This is a genomic window from Burkholderia sp. 22PA0099, from assembly GCF_047497165.1.
In the GTDB taxonomy this organism is placed as follows: Bacteria; Pseudomonadota; Gammaproteobacteria; order Burkholderiales; family Burkholderiaceae; genus Burkholderia.
On record NZ_CP163164.1, the window covers coordinates 1,113,402 to 1,136,888 of the forward strand.

General features: G+C 68.7%; 22 protein-coding genes and 1 pseudogene. 14 read left to right on the forward strand and 9 right to left on the reverse strand.

From position 1 onward, the window contains the following. Nucleotides 1–19: 19 nt before the first annotated feature. The 9 genes and pseudogenes from AB4851_RS04810 to AB4851_RS04850 all read left to right on the forward strand — a co-directional run bounded on the left by AB4851_RS04810 (nucleotide 20) and on the right by AB4851_RS04850 (nucleotide 11,762). Nucleotides 20–1,318, forward strand: a complete 1,299-nt coding sequence (locus AB4851_RS04810) for an amino acid adenylation protein (RefSeq protein ID WP_414440704.1) — start codon at nucleotides 20–22, stop codon at nucleotides 1,316–1,318. Nucleotides 1,319–1,347: 29 nt separating this feature from the next. Next, nucleotides 1,348–3,819: a penicillin acylase family protein gene (locus AB4851_RS04815; RefSeq protein ID WP_414448659.1), complete on the forward strand. Its 2,472-nt coding sequence runs from the start codon at nucleotides 1,348–1,350 to the stop codon at nucleotides 3,817–3,819. Then, nucleotides 3,816–5,882 (forward strand): NAD(+) synthase, encoded by a 2,067-nt coding sequence (locus tag AB4851_RS04820; protein ID WP_414448660.1) that lies wholly within the window; start codon nucleotides 3,816–3,818, stop codon nucleotides 5,880–5,882. Before AB4851_RS04815 ends, AB4851_RS04820 begins: the two co-directional genes overlap by 4 nt. Nucleotides 5,883–6,009: 127 nt before the next feature. Then, nucleotides 6,010–6,409, forward strand: a pseudogene (locus AB4851_RS04825) (transposase); the annotation flags it as partial. A gap of 232 nt (nucleotides 6,410–6,641) precedes the next feature. Continuing rightward, the gene (locus tag AB4851_RS04830; RefSeq protein ID WP_414448661.1) at nucleotides 6,642–7,259 is read left to right on the forward strand and encodes a LysE family translocator; all 618 of its coding nucleotides are present in this window, start codon (nucleotides 6,642–6,644) and stop codon (nucleotides 7,257–7,259) included. 139 nt (nucleotides 7,260–7,398) lie between these two features. Beyond that, the gene (locus tag AB4851_RS04835) at nucleotides 7,399–8,292 is read left to right on the forward strand and encodes a LysR family transcriptional regulator (RefSeq protein WP_414448662.1); all 894 of its coding nucleotides are present in this window, start codon (nucleotides 7,399–7,401) and stop codon (nucleotides 8,290–8,292) included. 180 nt (nucleotides 8,293–8,472) lie between these two features. Then, nucleotides 8,473–9,660, forward strand: a complete 1,188-nt coding sequence (locus AB4851_RS04840; RefSeq protein WP_414448663.1) for a CaiB/BaiF CoA transferase family protein — start codon at nucleotides 8,473–8,475, stop codon at nucleotides 9,658–9,660. Then, nucleotides 9,657–10,415 carry an enoyl-CoA hydratase gene (locus AB4851_RS04845; RefSeq protein WP_414448664.1) on the forward strand — a complete coding sequence of 253 codons (759 nt, stop codon included), beginning with the start codon at nucleotides 9,657–9,659 and terminating at the stop codon, nucleotides 10,413–10,415. The genes AB4851_RS04840 and AB4851_RS04845 overlap by 4 nt, the downstream gene beginning before the upstream one ends. 36 nt (nucleotides 10,416–10,451) lie before the next feature. Next, a complete protein-coding gene (locus AB4851_RS04850) occupies nucleotides 10,452–11,762 on the forward strand; it encodes an MFS transporter (protein ID WP_414448665.1) in 1,311 nt (436 codons plus the stop codon). Between the two features lie 6 nt (nucleotides 11,763–11,768). Here the strand turns inward: AB4851_RS04850 and AB4851_RS04855 are convergent, their stop codons facing one another. After that, nucleotides 11,769–12,497 (reverse strand): SDR family NAD(P)-dependent oxidoreductase, encoded by a 729-nt coding sequence (locus tag AB4851_RS04855; RefSeq protein ID WP_414440684.1) that lies wholly within the window; start codon nucleotides 12,495–12,497, stop codon nucleotides 11,769–11,771. A 103-nt stretch (nucleotides 12,498–12,600) separates the two neighbouring features. Between AB4851_RS04855 and AB4851_RS04860 the strand changes: the two genes are divergently transcribed. Beyond that, on the forward strand, nucleotides 12,601–12,975 hold the full coding sequence (locus AB4851_RS04860) for a winged helix-turn-helix transcriptional regulator (protein ID WP_414448666.1): 375 nt from the start codon (nucleotides 12,601–12,603) through the stop codon (nucleotides 12,973–12,975). Between the two features lie 240 nt (nucleotides 12,976–13,215). Continuing rightward, nucleotides 13,216–13,464 carry a hypothetical protein gene (locus AB4851_RS04865; protein WP_414448667.1) on the forward strand — a complete coding sequence of 83 codons (249 nt, stop codon included), beginning with the start codon at nucleotides 13,216–13,218 and terminating at the stop codon, nucleotides 13,462–13,464. A gap of 111 nt (nucleotides 13,465–13,575) precedes the next feature. Here AB4851_RS04865 and pcaC read toward each other — a convergent pair whose 3' ends face one another. From pcaC to AB4851_RS04895, 6 genes are all read right to left on the reverse strand, one after another. Continuing rightward, nucleotides 13,576–13,983: a 4-carboxymuconolactone decarboxylase gene (gene pcaC / locus AB4851_RS04870; RefSeq protein WP_414448668.1), complete on the reverse strand. Its 408-nt coding sequence runs from the start codon at nucleotides 13,981–13,983 to the stop codon at nucleotides 13,576–13,578. Between the two features lie 11 nt (nucleotides 13,984–13,994). Next, on the reverse strand, nucleotides 13,995–14,780 hold the full coding sequence (pcaD, locus tag AB4851_RS04875; protein ID WP_414448669.1) for a 3-oxoadipate enol-lactonase: 786 nt from the start codon (nucleotides 14,778–14,780) through the stop codon (nucleotides 13,995–13,997). Between the two features lie 12 nt (nucleotides 14,781–14,792). After that, nucleotides 14,793–16,151, reverse strand: a complete 1,359-nt coding sequence (locus tag AB4851_RS04880; RefSeq protein WP_414448670.1) for a 3-carboxy-cis,cis-muconate cycloisomerase — start codon at nucleotides 16,149–16,151, stop codon at nucleotides 14,793–14,795. 144 nt (nucleotides 16,152–16,295) lie between these two features. After that, nucleotides 16,296–16,952 carry a 3-oxoacid CoA-transferase subunit B gene (locus tag AB4851_RS04885; RefSeq protein ID WP_414448671.1) on the reverse strand — a complete coding sequence of 219 codons (657 nt, stop codon included), beginning with the start codon at nucleotides 16,950–16,952 and terminating at the stop codon, nucleotides 16,296–16,298. A gap of 17 nt (nucleotides 16,953–16,969) precedes the next feature. Continuing rightward, entirely contained in the window at nucleotides 16,970–17,671 is a 702-nt protein-coding gene (locus tag AB4851_RS04890) for a 3-oxoacid CoA-transferase subunit A (protein WP_414440677.1), read from the reverse strand. 146 nt (nucleotides 17,672–17,817) lie between these two features. After that, entirely contained in the window at nucleotides 17,818–19,047 is a 1,230-nt protein-coding gene (locus AB4851_RS04895; protein ID WP_414448672.1) for a 4-hydroxybenzoate 3-monooxygenase, read from the reverse strand. A gap of 115 nt (nucleotides 19,048–19,162) precedes the next feature. On the opposite strand from AB4851_RS04895, the gene AB4851_RS04900 reads away from it, so the two are divergent. The 3 genes from AB4851_RS04900 to AB4851_RS04910 all read left to right on the forward strand — a co-directional run bounded on the left by AB4851_RS04900 (nucleotide 19,163) and on the right by AB4851_RS04910 (nucleotide 21,679). Continuing rightward, nucleotides 19,163–20,086, forward strand: a complete 924-nt coding sequence (locus AB4851_RS04900; RefSeq protein ID WP_414448673.1) for a LysR family transcriptional regulator — start codon at nucleotides 19,163–19,165, stop codon at nucleotides 20,084–20,086. 118 nt (nucleotides 20,087–20,204) lie between these two features. Next, on the forward strand, nucleotides 20,205–20,867 hold the full coding sequence (folE, locus tag AB4851_RS04905) for a GTP cyclohydrolase I FolE (protein ID WP_414440674.1): 663 nt from the start codon (nucleotides 20,205–20,207) through the stop codon (nucleotides 20,865–20,867). Beyond that, a complete protein-coding gene (locus AB4851_RS04910; protein WP_414448674.1) occupies nucleotides 20,867–21,679 on the forward strand; it encodes an SDR family oxidoreductase in 813 nt (270 codons plus the stop codon). Before folE ends, AB4851_RS04910 begins: the two co-directional genes overlap by 1 nt. A 103-nt stretch (nucleotides 21,680–21,782) precedes the next feature. On the opposite strand, the gene epsC is transcribed toward AB4851_RS04910, so the two are convergent. Both epsC and AB4851_RS04920 read right to left on the reverse strand, forming a co-directional pair. Then, entirely contained in the window at nucleotides 21,783–22,715 is a 933-nt protein-coding gene (epsC, locus tag AB4851_RS04915) for a serine O-acetyltransferase EpsC (RefSeq protein WP_414448675.1), read from the reverse strand. Between the two features lie 160 nt (nucleotides 22,716–22,875). Beyond that, nucleotides 22,876–23,112, reverse strand: coding sequence for a hypothetical protein (locus AB4851_RS04920; protein WP_414440671.1), 237 nt, complete (start codon nucleotides 23,110–23,112; stop codon nucleotides 22,876–22,878). Nucleotides 23,113–23,487: the final 375 nt, after the last annotated feature.

Below are 23,487 nucleotides of genomic sequence, written 5' to 3' on the forward strand. Positions count from 1 at the left end.
CCCGTACCCGCTCCCGAACATGAACACTGACCGATTCGCCGATTTGTCCGCCGAGAAGAAAGCCCTGCTGCTGCAACGCCTGACCGCCATGAAACGCGAGACGGCCGCCGCCCCGGCCGCGCTGCGCGAGGCCGTCACGCCCCACCTGTCGGTCGACCGCCGCCCGCTGCTGTCGCTCTACGCGGCGGGCGAACTCGAACCGGTGGACGCGGTGGCCGTCGGCTGCCTGTCGGACCGCCTGCTGCGGCAGAATCCGCAGCTCGACACGCACCACTTCACGCACGCGCTCTGCCACGACCTGCCGATCTTCGCGAACGTGCGCACGCTCGCGGCCGGGCGCATCGCCTCGGTGATCCTGCCGCGCTTCTACTCGCAGATCTATCTCGATCAGTCCGACATCGTCCGTCTGGTTCGCCAGTGCCAGTCGCTCGCGAAGGTACTCGGCGCGCGCATGGTATCGCTGACCGGGCTGATCCCGTCGGCCACCGACTATGGCCGCGCGGTGCCCGAGGACGACACGCTGCCCCCCGTCACCACCGGCCACGCCACCACCACCTCGGCCGTGGTGCTGTCGGTGCGGCGGCTGCTGGCCACCGCCGGCCGCCGCCTCGAGGACGAGACGCTGGCCTTCATCGGCCTGGGCTCGATCGGCTCGTCGACGCTGCGCCTGCTGCTGAGCGTGCTGCCCCACCCGCGCCGGCTGATCCTCTGCGACATCTACCAGAAGCGCGAATACGTCGAGCGGCTGATGCAGGAAGTGCGCGACGAGCTGGGCTTTCGCGGCGAGCTGTCGTTCCACCACGAAAGCCGGGGCGTGGCGCCGCAAGCCTACGAGGCCACGCTGATCGTCGGCGCCACCAACGCGCCCGACGTCGTCGAGGTGAGCCGGCTGCGGCCCGGCACGCTGATCGTCGACGATTCGGACCCCCACTGCTTCAACCCAGAGCAGGCGATCGCGCGGCTCGAGGCGCACGGCGACATCCTGTTCTCGGAAGGCGGCGCGCTGGCCGCGCCGGCGCCGTTCGAGCACCTCGCCTACATCCCGACCGAATTCGCGCGGCAACTGCCGGTGGACACCACGCCGGGCACCGAGCGGCGCATCACCGGCTGCGTGCTGTCGAGCCTGCTCTCGGCGGCGCGACAGTATCCGTCCACGCGCGGCGACGTGAAACTGGCCGACGCGCTCGCACACTACCGTGGACTCTGCGACGACGGTTTCGACGCCGCGCCGCTGCACTGCGGCCACTACGCGATCGCGCAGGAGCGCGTGGACGCCTTCGTCGCCAACCACAGCGCGCACGCGCTGAAGCTGGCCTGACGCCGCGGCCCATGTCGTCGATCCCGCCCATGCCGCCCCCGCCCGCCGCGCCGCCGCTGGCGCATCTTCCCGAGCACCCGTCGTTCGCCGCCGTGCCGGCCTATGCGCCGGCGGAAATCGTGGTGGAGATCGCGCGTACCACCGACGGCACGCCGCATATCCACGCGCACGACTTCGAGTCGCTTGGCTACGGCCACGGCTACGTGGTGGCCGACGATCACGCGGCCGTGCTGCTCGCGCACCTCGTCACGCTGCTGGGCGAGCGCAGCCGCCACTATGGCCGCGACGAAACACCCGGCGACAACGCCAACCTCGACAGCGACCTCGGCTACCGCGCGCTCGACTACGGCGGCCAGGCCGCCGGCGCCCTGGCGAGAATGTCGCGCCACGCCAACGCGCTGATCGACGGCTTCGCGGCCGGCTTCAACCGGCGCGTGAGCGAACTCGTCGAGGCCGGCGAACCGCTCGCGCTGGTGCCTCCCGGCACGCCGCGCGTGCTGCAGCGAAACGACATCGCCGCGCTGCTGCTCGCGCTGGCCGACGAGGCGAGCGGCCGGCGCTTCGTGCAGGCGCTCGCGCTGGCGCAACCACCGGCGCGGACTGCGGCGCCCGACGCGCATGGCAAGGCCGCGGCCGGCGCCGACGACGCCAGCCGCGCCGACCCGTCCTGGTCGGCCCACACCGATCTGCCGCTCGGCAGCAACGCCTGGGCCATCGGCGACGAGGCTGCAGCCGGCGGTGCGAGCGTGCTGCTCGCCAATCCGCACTTCGGCTTCAACGACGGCTTGCGCCTCTACCAGGTGCATCTGACGATCCCCGGCGCGCTCGACGTGGCCGGCGTATCGATCCTCGGCTGCCCAACCGTCAATCTCGGCTTCAACGCGTCGCTGGCCTGGACGCACACGGTGTCGTCCGCCGAGAGATTCGTGCTGCAGCGGCTGCGGCTCGTGCCGGGCGACCCGACCGTCTACTTCTGGGACGGCCGGCCCGAGCCGATGCAACAGCGCCGCGTCGCGATCGAGATCCGCGGCGAGGCACGGCCCCACGAGCGCGATCTCTGGCAGACGCGCCACGGTCCGCTGCTCAGCGTGCCGGGACTCGCCGAATGGAATGCCGAGTGGGTGTTCTGCCTAGGCAATGCGAACGCCGGCAACGCCGATGTGCTCGACCACTGGCTCGCGATCGGCGCCGCGCGCTCGCTCGACGAACTGGAGCAGAGCTTCGCGCAGTGGGCCGGCACGAGCTGGGTGAACCTGCTCGCGATCGACGCAGCCGGGCAGGCCTGCTACGTCGACGGCAGCAACGTGCCCGAACTCGACGCGGCGACGCTCGCGGCGCTGGCGGGCGACCACCCGCTCGCGCAAGCGCGCAGGCGCCACGGCCTCGTCGTGCTGCCCGGCGACGATCCGCGCCATGCGCTCTCGCCGCGCCGCCCGCGTGCCGTAGGGCAGCGCCCGGCGCGTCGCACGCGCGGCGTGCTCGCCAACTTCAACAACCCGTACCAGCGCATCGATTGCGACGCCGCGTTGCCCGCTCACCATCCGCTGTTCGGTGCGTTCGACGCGCCGCTCACGCCGCGCGCGCGGCATGGCCTGCGGCTCACGCGCGAACTCGTGCGGCCGATCGGGGTCGCCGCGCTCGCGCGCCTGACACTCGACAACCACGTGCCGATAAGCGACCTGCTGCTCGACGACCTGCTCACGCTCGGCGCGGCCTGTCGCGAGCCGGTGGCCACGAGCGGCGGCACGCGGGTCGATCTCGCGCCCGCGCTCGCGATCTTGCGCGCGTGGTGTCGCGAGGACGCGCTCGACGCGCCTGGCGCACCGCTGTTTCGCGAATTCGCGCAGGCATGGCTCGCGGGCGCGCACGGCTACGCGCACGACTTCGATCCCGCCGCGCCGCTCGACACGCCGCGTGGCCTGCCGTACTGGCGGGGCAGCGGCCCGGCGCCGGCGCTCGTCGCGCTGGCCACGGCCGTCGAGCAGCTCGCGGCGGCCGGCTTCCCGCCCAACGCCACGCTGCGCGACCTCCAGTTCCGGCTGCGCGCCGACGGCACGCGCGCACCGCTTGACGGCGGCCCGAACCTGACCGGCGCGCTCAACGTCAGCCAGGTCGGCGCGCTCACGCCCCGCGAGCGGCTCGCCCAGTTCGTGCGCGGGCGCGTGCCGCTGCCCACCGGCCTCGCGCCGCACGGCTATGCCGTGAACTTCGGCACCACCTGGCTCGCCAGCATCGTGTTCGACGGCGGACGCCCGCTCGTGCATAGCGTGCTGCCGCAGGCGCAGCGCAGCCGGCCCGGCACCGCGTGGAGCGACGGCCGGCCGCCGCCGCCGCTCGGCACGCCGGCCAGCCACTTCGCGTTCGAGACCGCGCAGGTGCAGGCCGCCACGGTCACGCGCTGCGAATTACGCGCGAGGGCCGCATCGGTTACCTTCGCCGCCAGCGCGGCCGACGCCCCCCGTCGCACCCCGCCCGCCCAACCCGTCCGCCCTCGCCCATGAACGATTTCTTCTCGATGTACCGCCACGGCTTCCTGCGTGTGGCCGTCGCCATCCCCCCCGTGGTCGTCGCCGATCCGGCCGCCAACCTCCAGGCGACGCTGCGCCTCGCGCGCAACGCCGCCGGGCGTGGCGCGCTGGTGACGATCCTGCCCGAACTCGGCCTGTCGGCCTACACCAACGACGAGCTGTTCTTCCAGCGCGCGCTGCTCGACGGCGTGAAGCGGGCGATCGGCGAGCTGCGCGCCGCCTCGGCCGAGCTCCCCGGACTGATCGTGGCGGGCGCGCCGCTCGAATGGAGCGGCCGCCTCTACAACGCCGCAGTGGTGCTGCACCGCGGCCGGATCCTCGGCGTGGTACCGAAAAGCTACCTGCCGAACTATGGGGAGTTCTACGAGAAGCGCTACTTCGCTTCCGGACTCGGCGTGACGGGCGGCGCGCTGCGTCTGGACGGCGCCGAGGTGCCGTTCGGCACCGACCTGCTGTTTCGCGCCGACGACTATCCGGAGCTCGTGCTCGGCGTGGAGATCTGCGAGGACCTCTGGGCGCCGGTGCCGCCGTCCACCTACGCGGCGCATGCGGGCGCGACCGTGATCGCGAACCTGTCGGCCAGCAACATCACCGTCGGCAAGTCCGAGTATCGCCGGCTGCACGTGCGCTCGCACAGCGCGCGCTGCCAGGCCGCCTACCTCTATTCGGCGGCCGGCTGCGGCGAATCCACCACCGACCTGGCCTGGGACGGCCACGCACTCGTCTGCGAAAGCGGCGAGATCCTGGCCGAAACCGAGCGCTTTGCCGACACCGCCCAACTGCTGGTGGCCGATCTCGACCTGCAGCGCATCATGCAGGAGCGCCTGCGCGTGCAGACCTTCGACGATTGCGCGCGCGCGCTCGGCGGCAGCGCGTTCCGCAACGTCGGCTTCGAGCTCGCTCCGCCGGGCGGCCCGAGCGGGCCGCTGCAGCGCCGCCTCGACCGCTTTCCGTTCGTGCCGGCCGACGTGGCGATGCTCGATGCGAACTGCGAGGAAACCATCATGATCCAGAGCCACGGGCTCGCCAAGCGGCTGCGCGCGACCGGGCTCGAGCAGGTCGTAATCGGCGTGTCGGGCGGGCTCGACTCCACCTATGCGCTGCTGGTCTGCGCCCTGACCATGGACCGGCTCGGCCTGGACCGCCGCAACATCCTCGCCTACACGCTGCCCGGCTACGCCACCAGCCGGCACACGCTCGACAATGCCTGGGCGCTGATGCATGCGCTCGGCGTGAGCGCGCGCGAGATCGACATGAAGCCGGTATCGGACCGCACGCTGGCAGACATCGGCCATCCGGCCGCACAGGGCGAGGCGCGCTACGACGTGACCTACGAGAACGTCCAGGCCGGCGCCCGCAGCGCCTATCTGTTTCGGCTCGCGAACGCGAATCGCGCCATCGTGATAGGCACTGGCGACCTGTCCGAGCTGGCGCTCGGCTGGTGCACCTATGGCGTCGGCGATCAGATGTCGCATTACAACGTGAACGGCTCCGTGCCGAAGACGCTGATCCAGCACATGGTGCGCTGGCTGGCGGACCGGCGGCGCTTCGGCGCCGATACTGCGGGTATCCTGCGGCGTATCGTCGAGACCGAGATCTCGCCGGAGCTCGTGCCAGGCAACACGAGCCAACCGAGCCAGTCGACCGAGCAGGCGATTGGCCCCTACGCGTTGCAGGATTTCAACCTCTACTACGTGACGCGCTATGGCTTCGGCCCCGCGAAGATCGCGTTCCTCGCATGGCATGCTTGGCACGACGCCGAGGCCGGCGACTGGCCGCCGCTGATGGACGCGCGTCCCGCCTACGATCTGGCCGCCATCAAACGCTGGCTCGGCGTGTTCGTGAAGCGTTTCTTCGAGGGCAGCCAGTTCAAGCGCTCCGCGCTGCCCAACGGCCCGAAGGTGGCCACCGGCAGCTCGCTGTCGCCGCGCGGCGACTGGCGCGCGCCGAGCGACTCGGTGGCGCGCGCGTGGCTCGACGAACTGACGCGCGCGGTGCCCGACGCCCTACCGGGTACAGCGTCGCAGGCCGATTGAGCCACGAACCGGCGGCGCAGACCAGGCTCGCCGGTTCGTCAGAGGTGGCCGCGCAAATTCGGATATTCGGGTAAGCGGAACGGCCGGGGCCTGAGCCAGCGACAATGCCGGCAAATGAACCGAAAAGATGACGAAGAAAACCCGACGCACGCACTCAGCGGCGTTCAAAGCGAAAGTGGCGCTGGCGGCAGTCAAGGGCGAGCGCACGCTGGCCGAACTGGCGCAGCAGTTCGATGTGCATCCGAACCCGATCACCGAATGGAGACGACAGCTGCAGAGCGTGCAGCCGACGTGTTCGGCACCGCGGGCACCGTTTCGAGCGAGCCACCGGTAGACGTGAAGACCCTGCACGCCAAGATTGGGCAGTTGTCTCTGGAAAATGATTTTTCAAGCAGCGCGCTCACCAAGACGGGATGGCCGAGCGCAAAGCGATGATCGACCGTAGCCAAGCGTTGCCGGTGTCGCGGCAAGTCCGACTGATCGGTATCGCCAGATCGAGTGCGTATTACCGGCCTCAGCCGGTGAGCGACGCCGAGCATCGACGAACTGCATGTGGAGTAATGAGATGGTCACTCCCACCGCTGCAAGCGGACTACGCTGCAGGGTGTTTCCTTTCTGACCTCCCCCCGAAATGAATGAATCCCCACCCACCTCGTACCGGCTCCTTCCCGCCAAACTGTACCGGTACCGTACAGACAACTGTCGCTACACTGCCTCCTCACCGACTCGATTCCCGCAACAGTCTCAAGAGGCACCACCATGAATTTCCTGACCCTGAGCGCCCTTCCCGCCGGCATGCTGTTCGCCCTCGTCACGTCGATCACGCCCGGCCCGAACAACACCATGCTGCTCGCATCGGGCGTCAATTTCGGCTTCCGCCGCACGCTGCCGCACATGGTCGGCATCAGCACCGGCGTCGCGCTCATGATGGTGGCGGTGGGCTTCGGCCTCGGCGAAGCGTTCGCGCGGTTGCCGGTGCTCTACACGGTGCTGGAGGTCGCAAGCATCGCCTACCTGCTGTATCTGGCCTGGCGCATCGGCACGTCGGGCGAAGTAAACGCCAACAACGGCAAGTCACGCCCGATGACGTTCGTCGAGGCCGCGCTGTTCCAGCTCGTCAACCCGAAGGCCTGGATGATGGTGCTGACGGCCGCCACCACCGTTCAGCTCTCGCAAGGCTACGGCGCGAGCGCGATCGGCATGGCGGTGGTGTTCATCTTGGTGGGCTTTCCGTGCATCAGCGTGTGGGCCGCGTTCGGCCAGGGCATGCGCGGCTTCCTGTCGAACCCGCGCCGCCTGCGGATGTTCAACGTGACGATGGCCGTGCTGCTGGTGGCCTCGCTCTACCCGCTCGTGGCGAAGCTCGTCGCGGCCTGAACGGGGCACGCTCCGGGCACGCGCCGCTCGATCGTTCGGCATCCTGTCCGTTCCGGGCCGCCGCGAGCAGGCGCCCCGGCGCGCCGGGTTAGTATGGCCGTCCTCCCCCTGCGAGGCCGCGGCCCCGGCCCTCCCGCCGATGAAAGTCGATACCACCACCGTCCGCCTGATCGTCGCGATGGTCGAAGAAGGCAGCATCTCGCGCGCCGCCAACCGGCTCGGGCTGGCGGTGGCGGCGGCCTCGCGGCGCGTGACGGATCTCGAAACGCAGCTCGACGCGCGCCTGTTCCGGCGCGTCGCGCACGGCGTGGAGCTGACCGAAACCGGCCACAAGCTGGTGGGCTACCTGCAGCAGATCGACAACCTCGTCGAGCGCCTGGCCGGCGACGCGCGCACGCTGGTCGGCGGCCTCAGCGGCCGCATCATCATCGGTGCGCCGAAGGCGGTGGTGATCGAATTCCTGGCGGCCGACATCGCCGCGATCCAGCGCGCCTACCCGGGCATCTCGCTGAAGATCGTCGAGGAGAACAGCAAGATCGTCCAGCAGATGCTGCGCGACCGCGTGATCGACATCGGCATCTACGAAAGGAAGAGCGGCTTTCTCGATCTGCCGCCGATCCGCTATCGCGAGGATCGCCTCGTGCTCGTTTACCACCGCTCGCATTTCACGTTCGCCACCACGCCGGTGCCGCTCGACGCCCTGTTCGACGTGCCGATCGTCAGCCTCGGCAAGGGCTCGGCGGTGCTCACGGCGGTGCAGCGCGCGTTCCGCAGCAGCGGCCGGCGCTTCGACAACGATTACTCGGTCACGGGCTTCGATTCGATGCTGGCCGTGGTGCGTCACGGCCTCGGCGTGGGCCTGATGCCGCCTTCCGTACTGCGAAGCTTCCATCCCGAGCCCGAGATCGTCACGGCCGAACTCGAAGGCGACTGGCCGCAGCGCAGCTACGTGCTGTCGTTCGTCGAAGGCCACGCGCAGGCGCAAACGCTCGCCAACATCGTGCAGGCGCTGGTGGGCAACGCAGCGGCGTAAACCCGCAGCGCAGCGCGCGCCACCCTCTTGCCGCCCTCGCGCAGCCTTCGCGATCCGCGAAACCAGCCATGACCGTTACAGGCTTGCCGCTGCCATCCCCGTGCGCGACAGTCTCCTGACAGCACGACCGCCGGCGATCCCCCCGCCGCGCGGCCCCGAGACACCCGCACGGAGACACTCATGACGCAATCCCCCGCCCTTCCCCTCGACGGCATTCGCGTGCTCGACGTCAGCCAGGTCATGGCCGGGCCGTTCGCCTGCATGATGCTGGCCGACCTCGGCGCCGACGTGATCAAGGTGGAGCCGCTCGAAGGCGACCAGACGCGCGGCGCGATGGGCTTCAAGATGAAAGGCCCGGACAGCATGGGATTCCTGAACATGAACCGGAACAAGCGCTCGGTGGCGCTCGATTTGAAGACGGACGAAGGCCGCGAGTTCTTCTACGAACTGGCCAAAAGCGCCGACGTGATCGTCGAGAACTACCGGCCGGGCGTGGTGCAGCGGCTGCGCATCGATTACGACACCATCCGCGCGATCAATCCGAAGATCGTCTACGCGAGCATTTCCGGGTTCGGGCAGAGCGGCCCGTGGTCGGCGCGGCCGGGCTTCGACCTGATGGCGCAGGCGATGTCGGGCGTGATGAGCGTGACAGGCTACAAGGGCGGCAAGCCGGTCAAGGCCGGCGTGCCGGTGGCCGATATCGGCTGCGCGCTGTTCGCGGTGTATGGCGTGCTGTCGGCCTACATCGGCGCGCAGAAGTCGGGCGAGGGCCAGCATATCGACGCGTCGCTGTTCGATGCGGCGATGGCGTTCTCGATCTGGGATATGTCGGACTACTGGGGAACCGGCGTCGAGCCGCAACCGCTCGGCACCAGCAACAAGATGAGCGCGCCGTATCAGGCGGTCAAGGCGCGCGACGGTTACTTCGTGATGGGCGCGACGAACCAGAAGCTGTGGGCGCGCTTATGCGAACTGCTCGACCGCCCCGACCTGTTCGAGCATCCGCAGTTCGAAACGGTGTCGCTGCGCCTGAAGCACCGCGAGGCGCTGATCGAATCGCTGGAAACCTCGTTCGGCACGCGCGATTGCGAGGACTGGATCGCCACCATGCTCGATGTGGGCATCCCGGCCGGCCCGATCCTGTCGTACCCCGAAGCATTCGGTAGCGAGCACGCGCAGCACCGCGGCATGTGCATGGAAATCGATCACCCGAACGAGGGCAAGGTCAAGAACATCGGCTTCCCCGTCAAGCTGCTCGGCACGCCGCAGCGCGTGCGACGCCATCCCCCGCTGCTCGGTGAGCACAACGAAGAATTGCGCGCCGAACTGGCTGCCCTGCGCCAGGCGCGCGCCGGAGCCGAACAATGAGCGAACTCGTCCGGCTCGAACGGCCCGAACCGGCGCTGGCCACGATCGTGATCGATCGGCCGCAACGCCACAACGCGATGTCGATGCCGATGTACGCCACGCTGCTCGACCTGATCGGGCAGGTGCGCGAGGACCGCAGCGTGCGCTGCGTGCTGTTGCGCGGCGCGGGCGGCAAATCGTTCGTATCGGGCACCGACATCGATTACTTCCACGATTTCCACGACGGCCGGCAGGGCGTGGCCTACGAGGCGCAGGTCGAGCGCGTGATCGACGCGATCGAGCGCATCGAGGCGCCCACGGTGGCAGTCGTGGACGGCTGGGCCGTGGGCGGCGGCCTCGCGATCGCCACGGCCTGCGACTTCCGCGTCTGCACCGAAGGATCGCGCTTCGGCGCGCCGATCGCGAAGACGCTGTCGAACACGCTCGCCGCGCGCAACCTGGCCCGCCTCGCGGCCGCATTCGGCGTGCCGCGCGTCAAGAAGATGCTGCTGCTGGCCGATTTCATCGACGCGGCCGAAGCCAAGCATTGCGGCTATGCCTACGAGGTGGTGACGAAGGAGCACATCGATGCGTCCGCAACGGCCCTGGCGCAACGGCTCGCCGCGCTGTCGCCGGTCACGCAGCACGCCGTGAAGGAAAGCCTGCGGCGGCTGGTGGTCGAGCATCGCTTCGACGACGACGATCTGGTCGAGCACGTATACGGCAGCCAGCGCTTTCGCGACGCGGTGGCGGCGTTCGGCTCGCCCGCGAAATAGCCACACGACGAAAAAAAGCAACGATCAGGAGACGACATGAAGCGCGTAACGCTCAAGGCCAGCACCACCGTCCTGGTGATGCTCTGCCTGATGTACTTCATCACCTACGTGGACCGCGTGAACATCAGCACGGCGGCCGGCCAGTTCAAGACGCAACTGGGGCTGTCGAACACCGAACTCGGCATCGTGTTCTCGGCGTTCGCGTATCCGTACGTGATCTTCCAGTTCATCGGCGGCTGGGTCAGCGACCGCTTCGGCGCGCGCCGCACGCTGCTGGCCTGCGCGGCGATCTGGACCGTCGCCACCGCGCTGACCGGCATGGCCGGCGGCTTCGTCTCGCTGATCGCGGCGCGCCTGCTGCTCGGCCTCGGCGAGGGCGCCACGTTCCCCGCCTCGACCAGCGCGATGGCCTCGTGGATCGCCCGCGACAAGCGCGGCATGGCGCAGGGCATCACGCATTCGTCGGCGCGGCTGGGCAACGCCATCGCCCCGATGCTGGTGCTCGCGCTGATGACCACCTTCGACTGGCGCTTTTCGTTCTACTTGCTGGGCGGCTTGAGCGCGGTGTGGCTGGTGGTCTGGCATCTGACCTACACCGAGAAGCCGGCCGACCATCCGCGCATCACGCGCGCCGAACTCGACATCCTGCCGCCGCCGAAAACGCATCCGGTCGATCCGCCCGGCACCTGGTGGCGCCTCTACAAGCGCATGGCGCCGATCTCGGCCGTCTACTTCTGCTACAACTGGATCCTCTGGCTGATGCTCGACTGGATGCCGCTGTACTTCATGCACACGTTCCACCTGAACATCAAGAAGGCGGTGATCTTCACGTCGGGCGTGTTCATCGCGGGCGTGATCGGCGACCTGGCGGGCGGCATGGTCAGCGACCGGCTGCTGCGCCGCACCGGCAACCTGAAGCGCGCCCGCAGTTACCTGGTGGCGACCTGCATGGCGCTGACCGGCCTCTCGCTGGTGCCGGTGGTGCTGCTGCACGACCCGGTGTATTCGCTGATCTTCCTCGGCGCGGCGATGTTCTTCAACGAGATGAACATCGGCCCGATGTGGGCGATCCCGATGGACGTGGCCTACGACCGCGCGGGCACGGCCAGCGGCATCATGAGCGGCAACGGCTTCATCGCGGCGATCGTCAGCCCGGTGATCGCGGGGCTGATCGCCGACCGCCTGCACAACTGGGATCTGACGTTCATCCTGTCGATCGGCGTGATGGCCTGCGGAATCCTGCTCAGTTTCGCGATGAAGCCGAACCGGCCGTTCAGCAACGATGCGGCGCGGGCGCAGGACGACGCGCTGCTGCTGTACGCGAAGGATCACCCCGCCCGCCACTGAACGCGCCTACGCGATCATTCCGCCGTCCACCACCAGTTCGGCACCCGAAACAAACGAGCTGTCGTCGCCGGCGAGGAACAGCGCCGCGGCGGCCGCCTCGTCGGGCCGGCCGATACGGCCCAGCGGGATCATGCCGGCCAGCATGCGCGTCACCTCTTCACCGGCGCTGGCCATCATCGGCGTATCGATCGGCCCCGGGCTCAACGTGTTCACGCGAATGCCGCGCCCGGCCAGCTCCTTCGCCCAGGTGCGCGCGTACGACCTGACCGCCGCCTTCGAGGCCGAATAGGTGCCGAAGCCCGCATTGCCGACCGAGCCCGCGATCGAGCCGACCAGCACGATGCTGCCGCCTTCGCGCATCAGCGGCACGGCGCGCTGCACCGTGAAGAACAGGCCGCGCACGTTCAGATCGAACACCTGATCGAAATGCGCCTCGGTGGTGGCCTCCAGCGTCGTCTGCCCCGCCACGCCCGACGAGGTCACCAGAATGTCGAGGCCGCCCGCCTTGGCCTCGATCACCCCGAACAGCCGGGCCAGATCCTCGGCGCGCGTGACATCGGCCTGTACCGCTTCCACACGCCCGCCGATTTGTTCGCATGCCTCATCAAGTTGCGCCTGCCGGCGCCCCGCGATGAACACCTGCGCGCCGGCCTCGGCCAGCTTCCGCGCGATCGCCAGGCCGATGCCGCTGTTGCCGCCCGTCACCAGCGCGGTCTTGCCTTCGAGTTTCAACACTTGCCACCTCGTCGAATGGGTTGAGTGTCCGACAAGATATACGGTGTATATTTGCTGTCAATTACGCACCACCCATAGCGCAGATATACGAAGGGATACCGACATGGATGCAAAAGCGAGCGATCCGTTCGCCGAAATCAACGCGACGCGGATCGTGCTCGAACAGATCGCCAACAAGTGGTCGGTGTTGATTCTGGCGGTGCTTTGCACCGAACCGTCGCGCTTCAACGCGATCAAGCGGCGGCTCGATCCGATCACGCACAAGGCGCTCACCGAGGCGTTGCGACGGCTCGAACGCAACGGCCTCGTCAACCGGCGCGTGATCGCATCGTCGCCGGTGGCCGTGGAATATTCGATCACGCCGCTCGGCCTCACCTTGCGGGAACCGTTCGTGGCGCTGATCTCGTGGGCCGGCCGGCACGGCGGCCGGATCGAGGATGCGCAGCTCGACTACGACAGCAAAGCGCAGGAAACCTGAACGTTCGCCCTGCCGCATTTCCCATCTCGCTTCCGTTCGTCACGCTGTGCTGCAGCCGCCCGACCTCCGCCCCGACGCTCGAACTGTAAAGCGCGCACCTCGCACGACGGCGCGCGGCGGCCCGACCCGGCCCCGCATTTCGCATCGATGCGCGCTTGCGGGCCGCTTCGGCGCGGCGTAGCCTGAGCGCTCCGGACGCTGGCGCGTCGAGGGCGCGCCCGCCCGGGCGGGAGGGATCCGATGAACACCATCATGAAGGCCGGCGACCGCATCGAAGGCCTGCACTGGCTCGCCGAATATCATCCGAACACGCATCACATCCGCGTGATGCGCGAGCACAGCGAGGTCGGCACCTACATCGCGCCGCGCACGCTGTTCGGCGACGAGCACACGCTGCGCGCGGCCACCTGCGCCGACCGGCGCTGCATCGAGGCGGCGCTGCGCGCGTATTTGCGGCAGTTCGCGAAGACGCACGACGCGGCGGAGTGACGGCGGAGCATCGCCGTAAACGACACGACGGCCGCAAGGGCCGTCGTCGAATCAAAGCAGCGAAGGCGGCGCATCGTGCACCGCCTTCCTTTTCATGCACGCCGCAGCGCCCTACTCCGCAGCAGCAGCCGTAGCCGCTGCCGCATCCTCGTCCTTGAAGATCTTGTCGGCCAGGTGGAATGCCGAATTCGCCGCCGGCACGCCGCAATAGATCGCCGTCTGCATCAGCACTTCCTTGATCTCGTCGCGCGTCACGCCGTTGTTCTTGGCCGCGCGCAAGTGCAGCGCGAGTTCCTCGCTGCGGTTCAGCGCCACCATCATCGAGATCGTCAGCAGGCTGCGCGTATGGCGCGGCAGGCCCTCGCGGGTCCAGATCTCGCCCCACGCATAGCGCGTGATCAGGTCCTGGAACTCGGTGGTCAGTTCGCTGCGGTTCGCGAGCGAGCGATCCACGTGGGCCTCGCCGAGCACGGCGCGGCGCACGCTCAGGCCGCCTTCGTAACGTTGCTTGTCGTCCATCTGCGGCTCCGTCAGGCGGTCAGGAATTCGATCAGCGCGCGATTGAAGCCCTCAGCGCATTCGATATTGGAGATGTGCGCGGCGTCGAATTCGACATGCTTCGCGCCCGGAATCGCGGCGGCCAGCGCGCGGCCCAGATCGGGCGGCGTGGACGTGTCGTGCGCGCCCGTTACCACCAGCACCGGCAGCGCGATGCCCTTCACTTCCTCGCGCAGGTCGGCGGCGTTCAGCGCGTCGCAGTTCGCGGCGTAGCCATGGGCGTCGTGATGCACGAACGTGTCGCGCACGGCGTCGATCAGGCGCGGCTCGGCGGCGAAGAATTCCTTCTTGAACCAGCGTTGCAGCACGACGTCGACCAGCGCGGCCATGCCTTCGTCGCGCGCCTTCGCGGCACGCGGCCCCCACACTTCGGACGAGCCGATCTTGGCGCCCGTGTTGGCCAGCACGGCGCGCACGATGCGTTGCGGGAAGCGTGCGGCCAGGGCCGCGCCGGTCAGGCCGCCCATCGAGATGCCGCAGAAGTTCGCACGCGCGATGTTCAGGTGATCGAGCAGGCCGATCACGTCGCCGGCCAGTTGCTCGACGGTGTACGAGCCGGCCGGCGTCTCGGAATGGCCGTGGCCGCGCGTGTCGTAGCGCAGCAGGTTGAAGTGCGCGCCGAGCGCATCGCGCTGCGCGGCCCACATCGACAGATCGGCGCCGAGCGAATTCGAAAACACCAGCCAGGGCGCATCGGCGCTGGCGGCACGGTCGATCCGGTAATGCAGCTTCACACCATTGACGGTCGCAAAAGGCATCGAGAGTTCTCCTTAATGGCCGCTCGCGTAGCGCGCGAGCACGGCATCGACGAAGGCTGCAGCCTCGCCGACGTATTGAGCAGGGTCCAGCAGGCGCGCGAGCGCCTCGGGTGCGAGATGATGGGTGACGGCCGGGTCGGCGGCCAGCACCTCGTGCAGCGTGCGGTTCGAGCGCACCGCTTCCTTCGAGGCGGCTTCGACCAGGTGATGCGCGTCGAGCCGGCCGATCTTGTCGCCGAGCGCCAGCATCACGGCCTCGCCGAGCACCAGGCCGCGCGTGGCGCCGAGGTTCGCGGCCAGCCGCGCGGTGTCCACGTTCAGCCCTTCGGCGATCGGCGCGAGCGTGGCCAGCGCGCCGCCGGCCATGCGCGCGAGTTCGGGCAGCGCGTCCCATTCGGCTTGCCAGCCGCCGAGCGCGCGCTCGTGCTCCTGCACCATCCCGGCGAACACGGTGGCCAGCAGGCCCGGCGCGCGCACGGCGGCGGTCAGCACCGCGGCGCAGCCGACCGGGTTGCGCTTGTGCGGCATGGTGGAAGAACCGCCCTTGCCGGCCGCGGCTGGTTCGGCCAGCTCGCCCACTTCGGTCTGCATCTGCAGCGAGATGTCGCGCGCGATCTTGCCGAGCGTGCCGATCAGCATCGCGAAGAACGCGGCCGTTTCGGCGATGCGATCGCGCTGGGTGTGCCACGGCACGTCGGGCAGCGTCAGTTGCAGCTCGTCGGCCAGCGACGCGGCCACGCGCGGCGCGGCCTCGCGCAGGCTCGCCAGCGTGCCGGCCGCGCCGCCGAATTGCAGCACCGGCACGTCGCGGCGCAGCGCGTCGAGCCGCTGGCGATGGCGGCCGAGCGCGTCGAGCCATTGCGCGAATTTCAGGCCGAGCGTGATCGGCAGCGCCTGTTGCAGCCAGGTGCGGCCGATCATCGGCGTGGCGCGATGCGCGCGCGCCAGTTCGGCCAGCGCGGCGCACACGCGGTCGAGCAGCGGCGCGATCGCGTCGAAGCTGTCGCGCAGTTGCAGCATCAGGCCGGAATCGATGATGTCCTGGCTCGTCGCGCCCCAATGGACGAACTTGGCCGCGTCGGCGTCGTCGTCCTTCACACGGGCGGTCAGTTGCTTGACGAGCGGAATCGCGAGGTTGCCGCCGAGCGCGGCGTCGCGCGCCAGCGCGTCGGCGTCGAGCCGTTCGGCGCGGCAGGCGGCCACGATCGGCGCAACGGCCGAGTCGGGAATCACGCCATTGGCGGCCAGCGCGCGCGTGAGCGCGGCCTCGACGTCGAGCATCCGTTGCAGCGTCGCGGTGGGCGACCAGATCCGGATGAGCGAGGCGTCGCCGCCGATGAGGGCGGTCAATCGGGCACTGTCTTCGAACATGGAATGATCAGCAGATCGGGAGGGGCCGGGAGCGCGTATTGTCCACCGAAGCGCGGCGGTGTGCGCGCCCGCCGGCGCGGGCGCCGCGCGTGGAACGGCGGATGCCTCGCGCGGCGGCCATCGCGGCAGGAAGGTCGCGCGCGCTTACGCGGTCGCGCGTTCGGTCGCGTCGATCAGCGGGACGCCGGTGAGCGTCTGCAGTTCGTCGAACGACAGGTCGGTGAAGATCTCGCGCACGGCCAGGCCATCGCGCGTCACGTCGAGCACGGCCAGATCGGTGTAGATGCGCGTCACGCAGCCGATCCCGGTGACGGGGTACGAGCATTCGGCGGCGATCTTGCTTTCGCCCTGCTTGGTCAGGTGATCCATCATCACGAACACCTGCTTCGCGCCGATCGCCAGATCCATCGCGCCGCCCACGGCCGGAATCGCGTCGGGCGCGCCGGTGTGCCAGTTCGCCAGGTCGCCCTTGGCGGACACCTGGAACGCGCCGAGCACGCAGTAGTCGAGATGGCCGCCGCGCATCATCGCGAACGAATCGGCGTGATGGAAATACGCGCCGCCCGTCAGCAGCGTGACGTGCTGCTTGCCGGCGTTGATCAGTTCGTCGTCCTCATGGCCGGCCTCGGGCGCGGGGCCCATGCCGAGCACGCCGTTCTCGCTGTGCAGGAACACTTCCTTGTTGGCGTCGAGGTGGTTCGCCACCAGCGTCGGCACGCCGATGCCGAGGTTCACGTACGCGCCGTCGGGAATATCCTGCGCGACGCGCTGGGCCATTTCATCGCGGGTCAGTCGTTTCATCTTGGTGTTCTCCGGGGTCAGGCGGCTTGCGCGGCGAGTTCGGCCGCATGCACGGCTTGCGGCACTTCGACGACGCGCTGCACGAAAATGCCCGGCGTCACGATATGTTCGGGATCGAGGCCGCCCAGCTCGACGACCTGCGACACCTGGACGATGCTGGTCTTGGCCGCGCTGGCCATCACCGGCCCGAAGTTGCGGGCCGTCTTGCGATAGACCAGGTTGCCCCAGCGGTCGCCCTTGAACGCCTTGATCAGCGCGAAATCGGCGTGGATCGGCGTTTCGAACACATAGTGCTTGCCGTCGATCTCGCGCGTTTCCTTGCCTTCGGCCAGCTTGGTGCCGTAGCCGGTGCGCGTGAAGAAGCCGCCGATGCCGGCGCCCGCCGCGCGAATGCGCTCGGCCAGGTTGCCCTGCGGCACCAGTTCCAGCTCGATCTCGCCGGCGCGGTAGAGCGCGTCGAACACCTGCGAATCGGCCTGGCGCGGGAACGAGCAGATGATCTTGCGCACGCGCTTGGCCTTCAGCAGCGCGGCCAGGCCGGTTTCGCCGTTGCCGGCGTTGTTGTTGACGATCGTGAGATCACGCGCGCCGTGTTCGATCAAAGCGTCGATCAGCTCGGACGGCATGCCTGCCGTGCCGAAGCCGCCGATCATGACCGTCGCGCCGTCGTGGATGTCGGCAACCGCCGACTGGAGGGATTCGAAAATCTTGTTGACCATGGCTCATCCTGGGGGAATCCGCGTCGCAGCATGCGACGGCCGGACAGCGCGCCGGATTGTGCTCGGGCCGCGCCGCACCGGATCGTCTCCCGATCCGGTTTTGTTCGTTATTCGAACTCAGATTCGATTAGCGAACGATGCGGCGATCATAGAATCTCGCTCAATGCGTTGTCAAGGCGGGGGGCTACCGAGACGCGGGCGTCGTCGAACGGCAAGCCCACGTAGTTTTCGGCCAGCGCCTGCGCGGCGGCGGGCGAGCGCGTCACGTATTTGAGCTCGGCCAGCTTGAGGCGGTTGACGAACGGCGTGTCCTCGGCCGACGGATGCAGCATGTTGGTCATGAAGTACGAGAAATGCTCGGCGCGCCAGACGCGCTCCAGGCAGGTGGCCGAATAGGCGTCGATCGGCGCGTCGTCGCCGGCGTAGTGGGCCGCCAGCGCCCGCGACAGCGCGCGCACGTCGGCCACGGCCAGGTTCATGCCCTTCGCGCCGGTCGGCGGCACGATGTGCGCGGCGTCGCCGGCCAGGAACAGGCGGCCGTGGCGCATCGTCTCGCACACGAAGCTGCGCATCGGCGTGACGCTCTTCTGCGTGATCGTGCCCTCGGTGGGCGTCCAGCCGCTGCGGTTCGCGAAGCGCGTGTGCAGTTCGTCCCAGATCCGCGCGTCGGACCAGTCGGCCAGATCCTCGTCGGGACGGCATTGCAGATACAGGCGCGTCACGCTCGGCGAGCGCATCGAGAACAGCGCGAAGCCGTTGTCGTGGTGCGCGTACACCAGTTCGTCGAGCGACGGCGCGGCGTCGGCCAGGATGCCGAGCCACGCGTACGGATACACGCGCTCGAAGCAGCGTTGCAGCGTTTCCGGGATGGTTTGCCGCGCGAGGCCGTGGAAGCCGTCGCAACCGGCGATGAAATCGCAATCGATGCGCTCGGCGCGGCCATCCTGGCGCGTGAACGTGACGGCCGGGCGCTCGCCCGTCACGTCGTGCAGCGCCACGTCGCTGACCTCGAAATGCATCGCGTGGCCGTGTTCGACGCCGGCCGCGATCAGGTCGCGCACCACCTCGTGCTGGCTGTAGACGGTGATCGCGCGGCCGCCCGTCAGCGCCGACAGGTCGATGCGGTGCCGCTCGCCCGAGAACAGCAGCTCGATGCCGTGGTGGACCAGCCCCTGGCGGCGCATCCGCTCGCCGAGGCCCGCCTCGTTCAACGTATCGACGGTGCCCTGCTCCAGCACGCCGGCGCGAATCCGGTTCTCGCAGTATTCGCGTGAGCGCGCTTCGATCAGCACCGCGTCGATGCCTTGCAGGCGAAGCAGATGGGACAGCAGCAGCCCGGCGGGACCGGCGCCGACAATCGCGACTTGGGTACGCATTGTTCGTCTCCTGAACATTGATTCGAGTAATGAATCGGATGTTCGGGCTTCACCGACTATGCGGCAATCCCATTTTGGAGATATGTTTCATATCGATTTCCGATAGTGCGCCCCCGTGTCCGAACTCGATCTGAACCTGATTCCCTACCTCGTCGCGCTCGACGACGCGCGCAACGTGAGCCGTGCGGGCGACCTACTCGGCGTGAGCCAGCCGCGCGTGAGCGCCGCGCTCGGCCGGCTGCGCGAGCACTTCGGCGATCCGCTGTTCGTGCGCACCTCGCGCGGCATGGAGCCCACGCCGCGCGCGCTGGCGCTGGTGCCGGCCGCGCGCGACGCGCTCGCGCAAATCCGCCGCGGCCTCGACACGCCGCACGATTTCGATGCGGCCACCACGACCGGCACGTTCTCGATCGCGCTGTCCGACGTCGGCGAGATCGTGTTCCTGCCGCGCTTGCTGCAGGCGCTGGCGCGCCTCGCGCCGCATGCGAACTTGCGTTCGGTGTCGCTGCCGCACGCGGAGGTGGAGCGCGGGCTGGAGGCCGGCGCGGTCGATCTGGCGGTGGGCTATTTCCCCGATCTCGACGGCAGCAACTTCTTCCAGCAGCGTCTGTTCACGCATCGGTTCATCTGCCTGATGCGCCGCGAGCATCCGCTGGCCGGCATGCCGCTGACGGTCGAGCAGTACCTCGCGTGCGGCCACGCCGTGGTGCGCGCCGAGGGGCGCAGCCAAGAAGTGCTGGAGCAATACCTCGCGAAGGCGCGGCTGCAACGGCGCGCGGTGCTCGAAACGCCGCACTTCATGAGCCTGCCGTTCATCCTCGGCCGCACCGACCTGATCGCCACCGTGCCGCACGCGATCGGCTATGCCTATGCGGCCGAGCATGCGTCGATCACGCTGGTGGAGCCGCCGCTGCCGCTGCCGCGTTTCGATCTGCGCCAGCACTGGCATCGCAAATATCACAACGACGCGCGCGCCGCGTGGCTGCGCGGCGTGGTGGCCGGGCTGTTCAACGACGCGCTCGACGAATGGCCGAAATGAGCGGCCCGGCGTCCGATTTCGCCTGCTCGCGGCCGATGCGCCGGCCGGCGAACGCATCGAATCCATGAAACAATGCCCGGTCAGCCGCGCCAAGCGGCGCCAACCGGAGCCTTTCAGCATGTCCAAACGCAAGACCGCCAGCAAGGCGGCAGCCGAGCCGGTGGCCGTCGCGGCCGCCGAACCCGTCACGCGCCCGAGCCGCGCCGAAGCCGAAGATGCCGTGCGCGTCCTGCTGCGCTGGGCCGGCGACGATCCCGCACGCGAAGGCCTGCTCGATACGCCGGCGCGCGTGGCGCGCGCCTACGAGGAATTCTTCGCGGGCTACCAGCTCGAACCGCGCGACATCCTCGCGCGCACCTTCAGCGAAGTCGAAGGCTACGACGAGATGATCGTGCTGAAGGACATCCGCTTCGAGAGCTATTGCGAGCACCACATGGTGCCGATCATCGGCCGCGCGCACGTGGCCTATCTGCCGAACTCCCGCGTGGTCGGCATCTCGAAGCTGGCGCGCCTGGTCGACGCGTTCGCCAAGCGCCTGCAGATCCAGGAAAAGATGACGGTGCAGATCGCCGACACGCTGTTCGAGGTGCTGCAACCCAAGGGCGTCGGCGTGATCCTCGAAGCGGCGCACCAGTGCATCTCCACGCGCGGCATCCACAAGCCCGGCGTGGAGATGGTCACGTCGCGGATGCTCGGCACGTTCCGCACCGATCCGGCGACGCGTCGCGAATTCCTCTCGATCGTGTCGAATTCGTCGGCGATCAACCTCGCCAATACGTGATGGCCGCGCCAGCGCCCACGCCGGATGGGCCGGACACCCCGGTCGTGCTCGTGACGGGTGCGGCGCGCCGCGCCGGCCGCGCGTTCGCCCGGCACTTCGGCGCGCACGGCTATCGCGTCGCGATCCACTACGACCGCTCGGCCGACGCGGCCGCCGACGCCGCCGATGAAATCGGCGCGGCCGGCGGCGAGGCGGTGGCGTTGCAGGCCGACCTTGCCGACGCGAACGCCTGCGCCGCGCTGATCGACGCCGTGTACACGCGCTTCGGGCGGCTCGACGTGCTCGTCAACAACGCCTCGGTGTTCTGGCAGGATCACTTCCCCGGCTTCGACCTGGCCGCGCTCGACAGCGCGTGGACGATCAACTGCCGCGCGCCGATCCTGCTCGCGCGCACGTTCTACGCGCGCGCCAAGGTGCTCGGCCAGCAGGGCGTGGTGATCAACGTGATCGACCAGAAGATCAAGGAAAACTTCCACCGCGACCACTTCAGCTACACGGTCGCGAAGGCCGCGCTCGGCAACCTCACGCAGATGCTGGCGATGTCGGCCGCGCCGGTGCTGCGCGTGAATGCCGTGTTCCCGGGCCTGATGCTGCCGAGCGACGACCAGACCGCGGCCGATTTCGCGCACGCGAGCCGCGCCTCCACGCCGCTCGCGCGCATCGCCGGCCCCGACGACGTGGCGAACGCGATCCTGCTGCTCACGGGCAGCGCCTACAACGGCGTGGATTTCGTGGTGGATGCGGGGCAGAACCTGATCCGCGTGGATCAGGACGTGCTGTACAAGCATCGCTCGCCGGTGCGCGAGCACTGAGCCCCTGACCGCATCGATCGATGCGGAATCCCAACGATTCGATGCCGGGCACCGGCCACGGCGCAGCTCCCGAAAACGCTCACCTTCGGGCGCCGCGCCGCGGTCAGTCCTGCCCGTTGTTCTCGGTCCGGCCGCCTTCGCGCACCTTGCCCTGCGCGACGCTGCTGCCCGGCGGCACGCTGTGCGTGAGCCACACGTTGCCGCCGATCACCGAGCCGCGCCCGATCGTGACGCGCCCGAGGATGGTTGCGCCGGCATAGATCACCACGTCGTCCTCGACGATCGGATGGCGCGCGTTGCCCTTCACGAGCGTGCCGTCGCCGTCCGACGGGAAGCTCTTCGCGCCGAGCGTCACCGCCTGATAAACACGCACGCGCTCGCCGATGATCGCCGTCTCGCCGATCACCACGCCCGTGCCGTGGTCGATGAAGAAGCTCGGGCCGATGGTCGCGCCGGGGTGGATGTCGATGCCGGTGGCCGAGTGCGCGATCTCGTTGACGAAGCGTGCCAGCAGCGGCACGCCGAGCCGGTGCAGCGCGTGCGCGAGGCGGTGATGCATCATCGCCAGCACGCCCGGGTAGCAGAGCAGGATTTCGGTGATGTGCTGCGCGGCCGGGTCGCCCGCGTAGGCGGCATGGATGTCGCTGACCAGCAGCGCGCGGATCGACGGCAACTGGCGGCCGAGCGTGTGGGCGATCTCGAACGAACGTTCGTCGAGTTGCGCGGCGGGCGCATCGGCGTATTCGGGCAGAAACGGCAACACGCGGCGGATCTGCTCGTGCAGCACGCGCAGCGTCTTCTCGAGCGTGTGGCCGACATAGAAATCGACGCTCTCGTCGGTCAGGTCCGGCGCGCCGTAGTGCGTCGGAAACAGCGAGGCGCGCAGGCCGGTGACGATCTGGCAGATCGCGTCGCGCGAAGGCAGCTCGCGAATGCCGCGCGGATGCCGCGTGCGGTGCAGCGTTTCGCGCGATTCGCGCAGTTCGGCAACGATCTGTTCGAGATCCCAGGTACGGACAGCAGACGAATTCGACATGGCACATGACACAGACAGCCGTGCCCGGCGCGCGAGGGGCCGGGGACAGCCGCGCTGGTGAAATAAGAGGGATGGCAGGACCGACAAGATTACCGCGTTTCGCCTGCGCCCGCGAAACCCGGCCAGCACGGGCGAGCCGATGCGTATCCACGCCACCCGGCTAGACGGTCTTGTTGCTCGCGTCGATCCAGCGCACGGCCCAGTCGCGCGCATGCGCGATGGCGTCGCTTTCGTCGCCGAAATGGAGATCCGAAGGGAAAAAACGATTCGCGACCAATTCACCATCGCTCGATCGGGAGATCACCACATAGGGCTGGAACAAGCCGTCGCTGATCCGCGCCGGCGCGCAGTTCAACAGGTAACCGCGATGCGTGAATGCCGTTGTCGTCGAGTGCATGAGCTGCCCCACCTTAGGTCCCTTGCGTTCTTCTTCACTACACGTCGTTAGGGTGCCGCGGCGCCCGTTGCGGGCAGGATTCGCACGGCCGGCGCGATCTCACCGCGCCATCTCGAAAAAGCATCATACTCGGTCGCTCCGGCGTCATCCAACCGAAATAAAAGCGTTCGGATCGGCCGGCGGCGCACATGCCGCTACAGCCAAGCATTGCGGCGCCGCAGCGCGGGTTTATCCCGATCGGGCAGCGCGATGTTGCGCCGTCGGCACGCAACACGGCCCAACCGCGCCGTCGCGCCGGCATCTCCACATCGTGAAAATGTCGCGGTCGCGGGCCGATGCAAGCGCCGATGCGCTCGGTTATCCTCCAGACGGTCA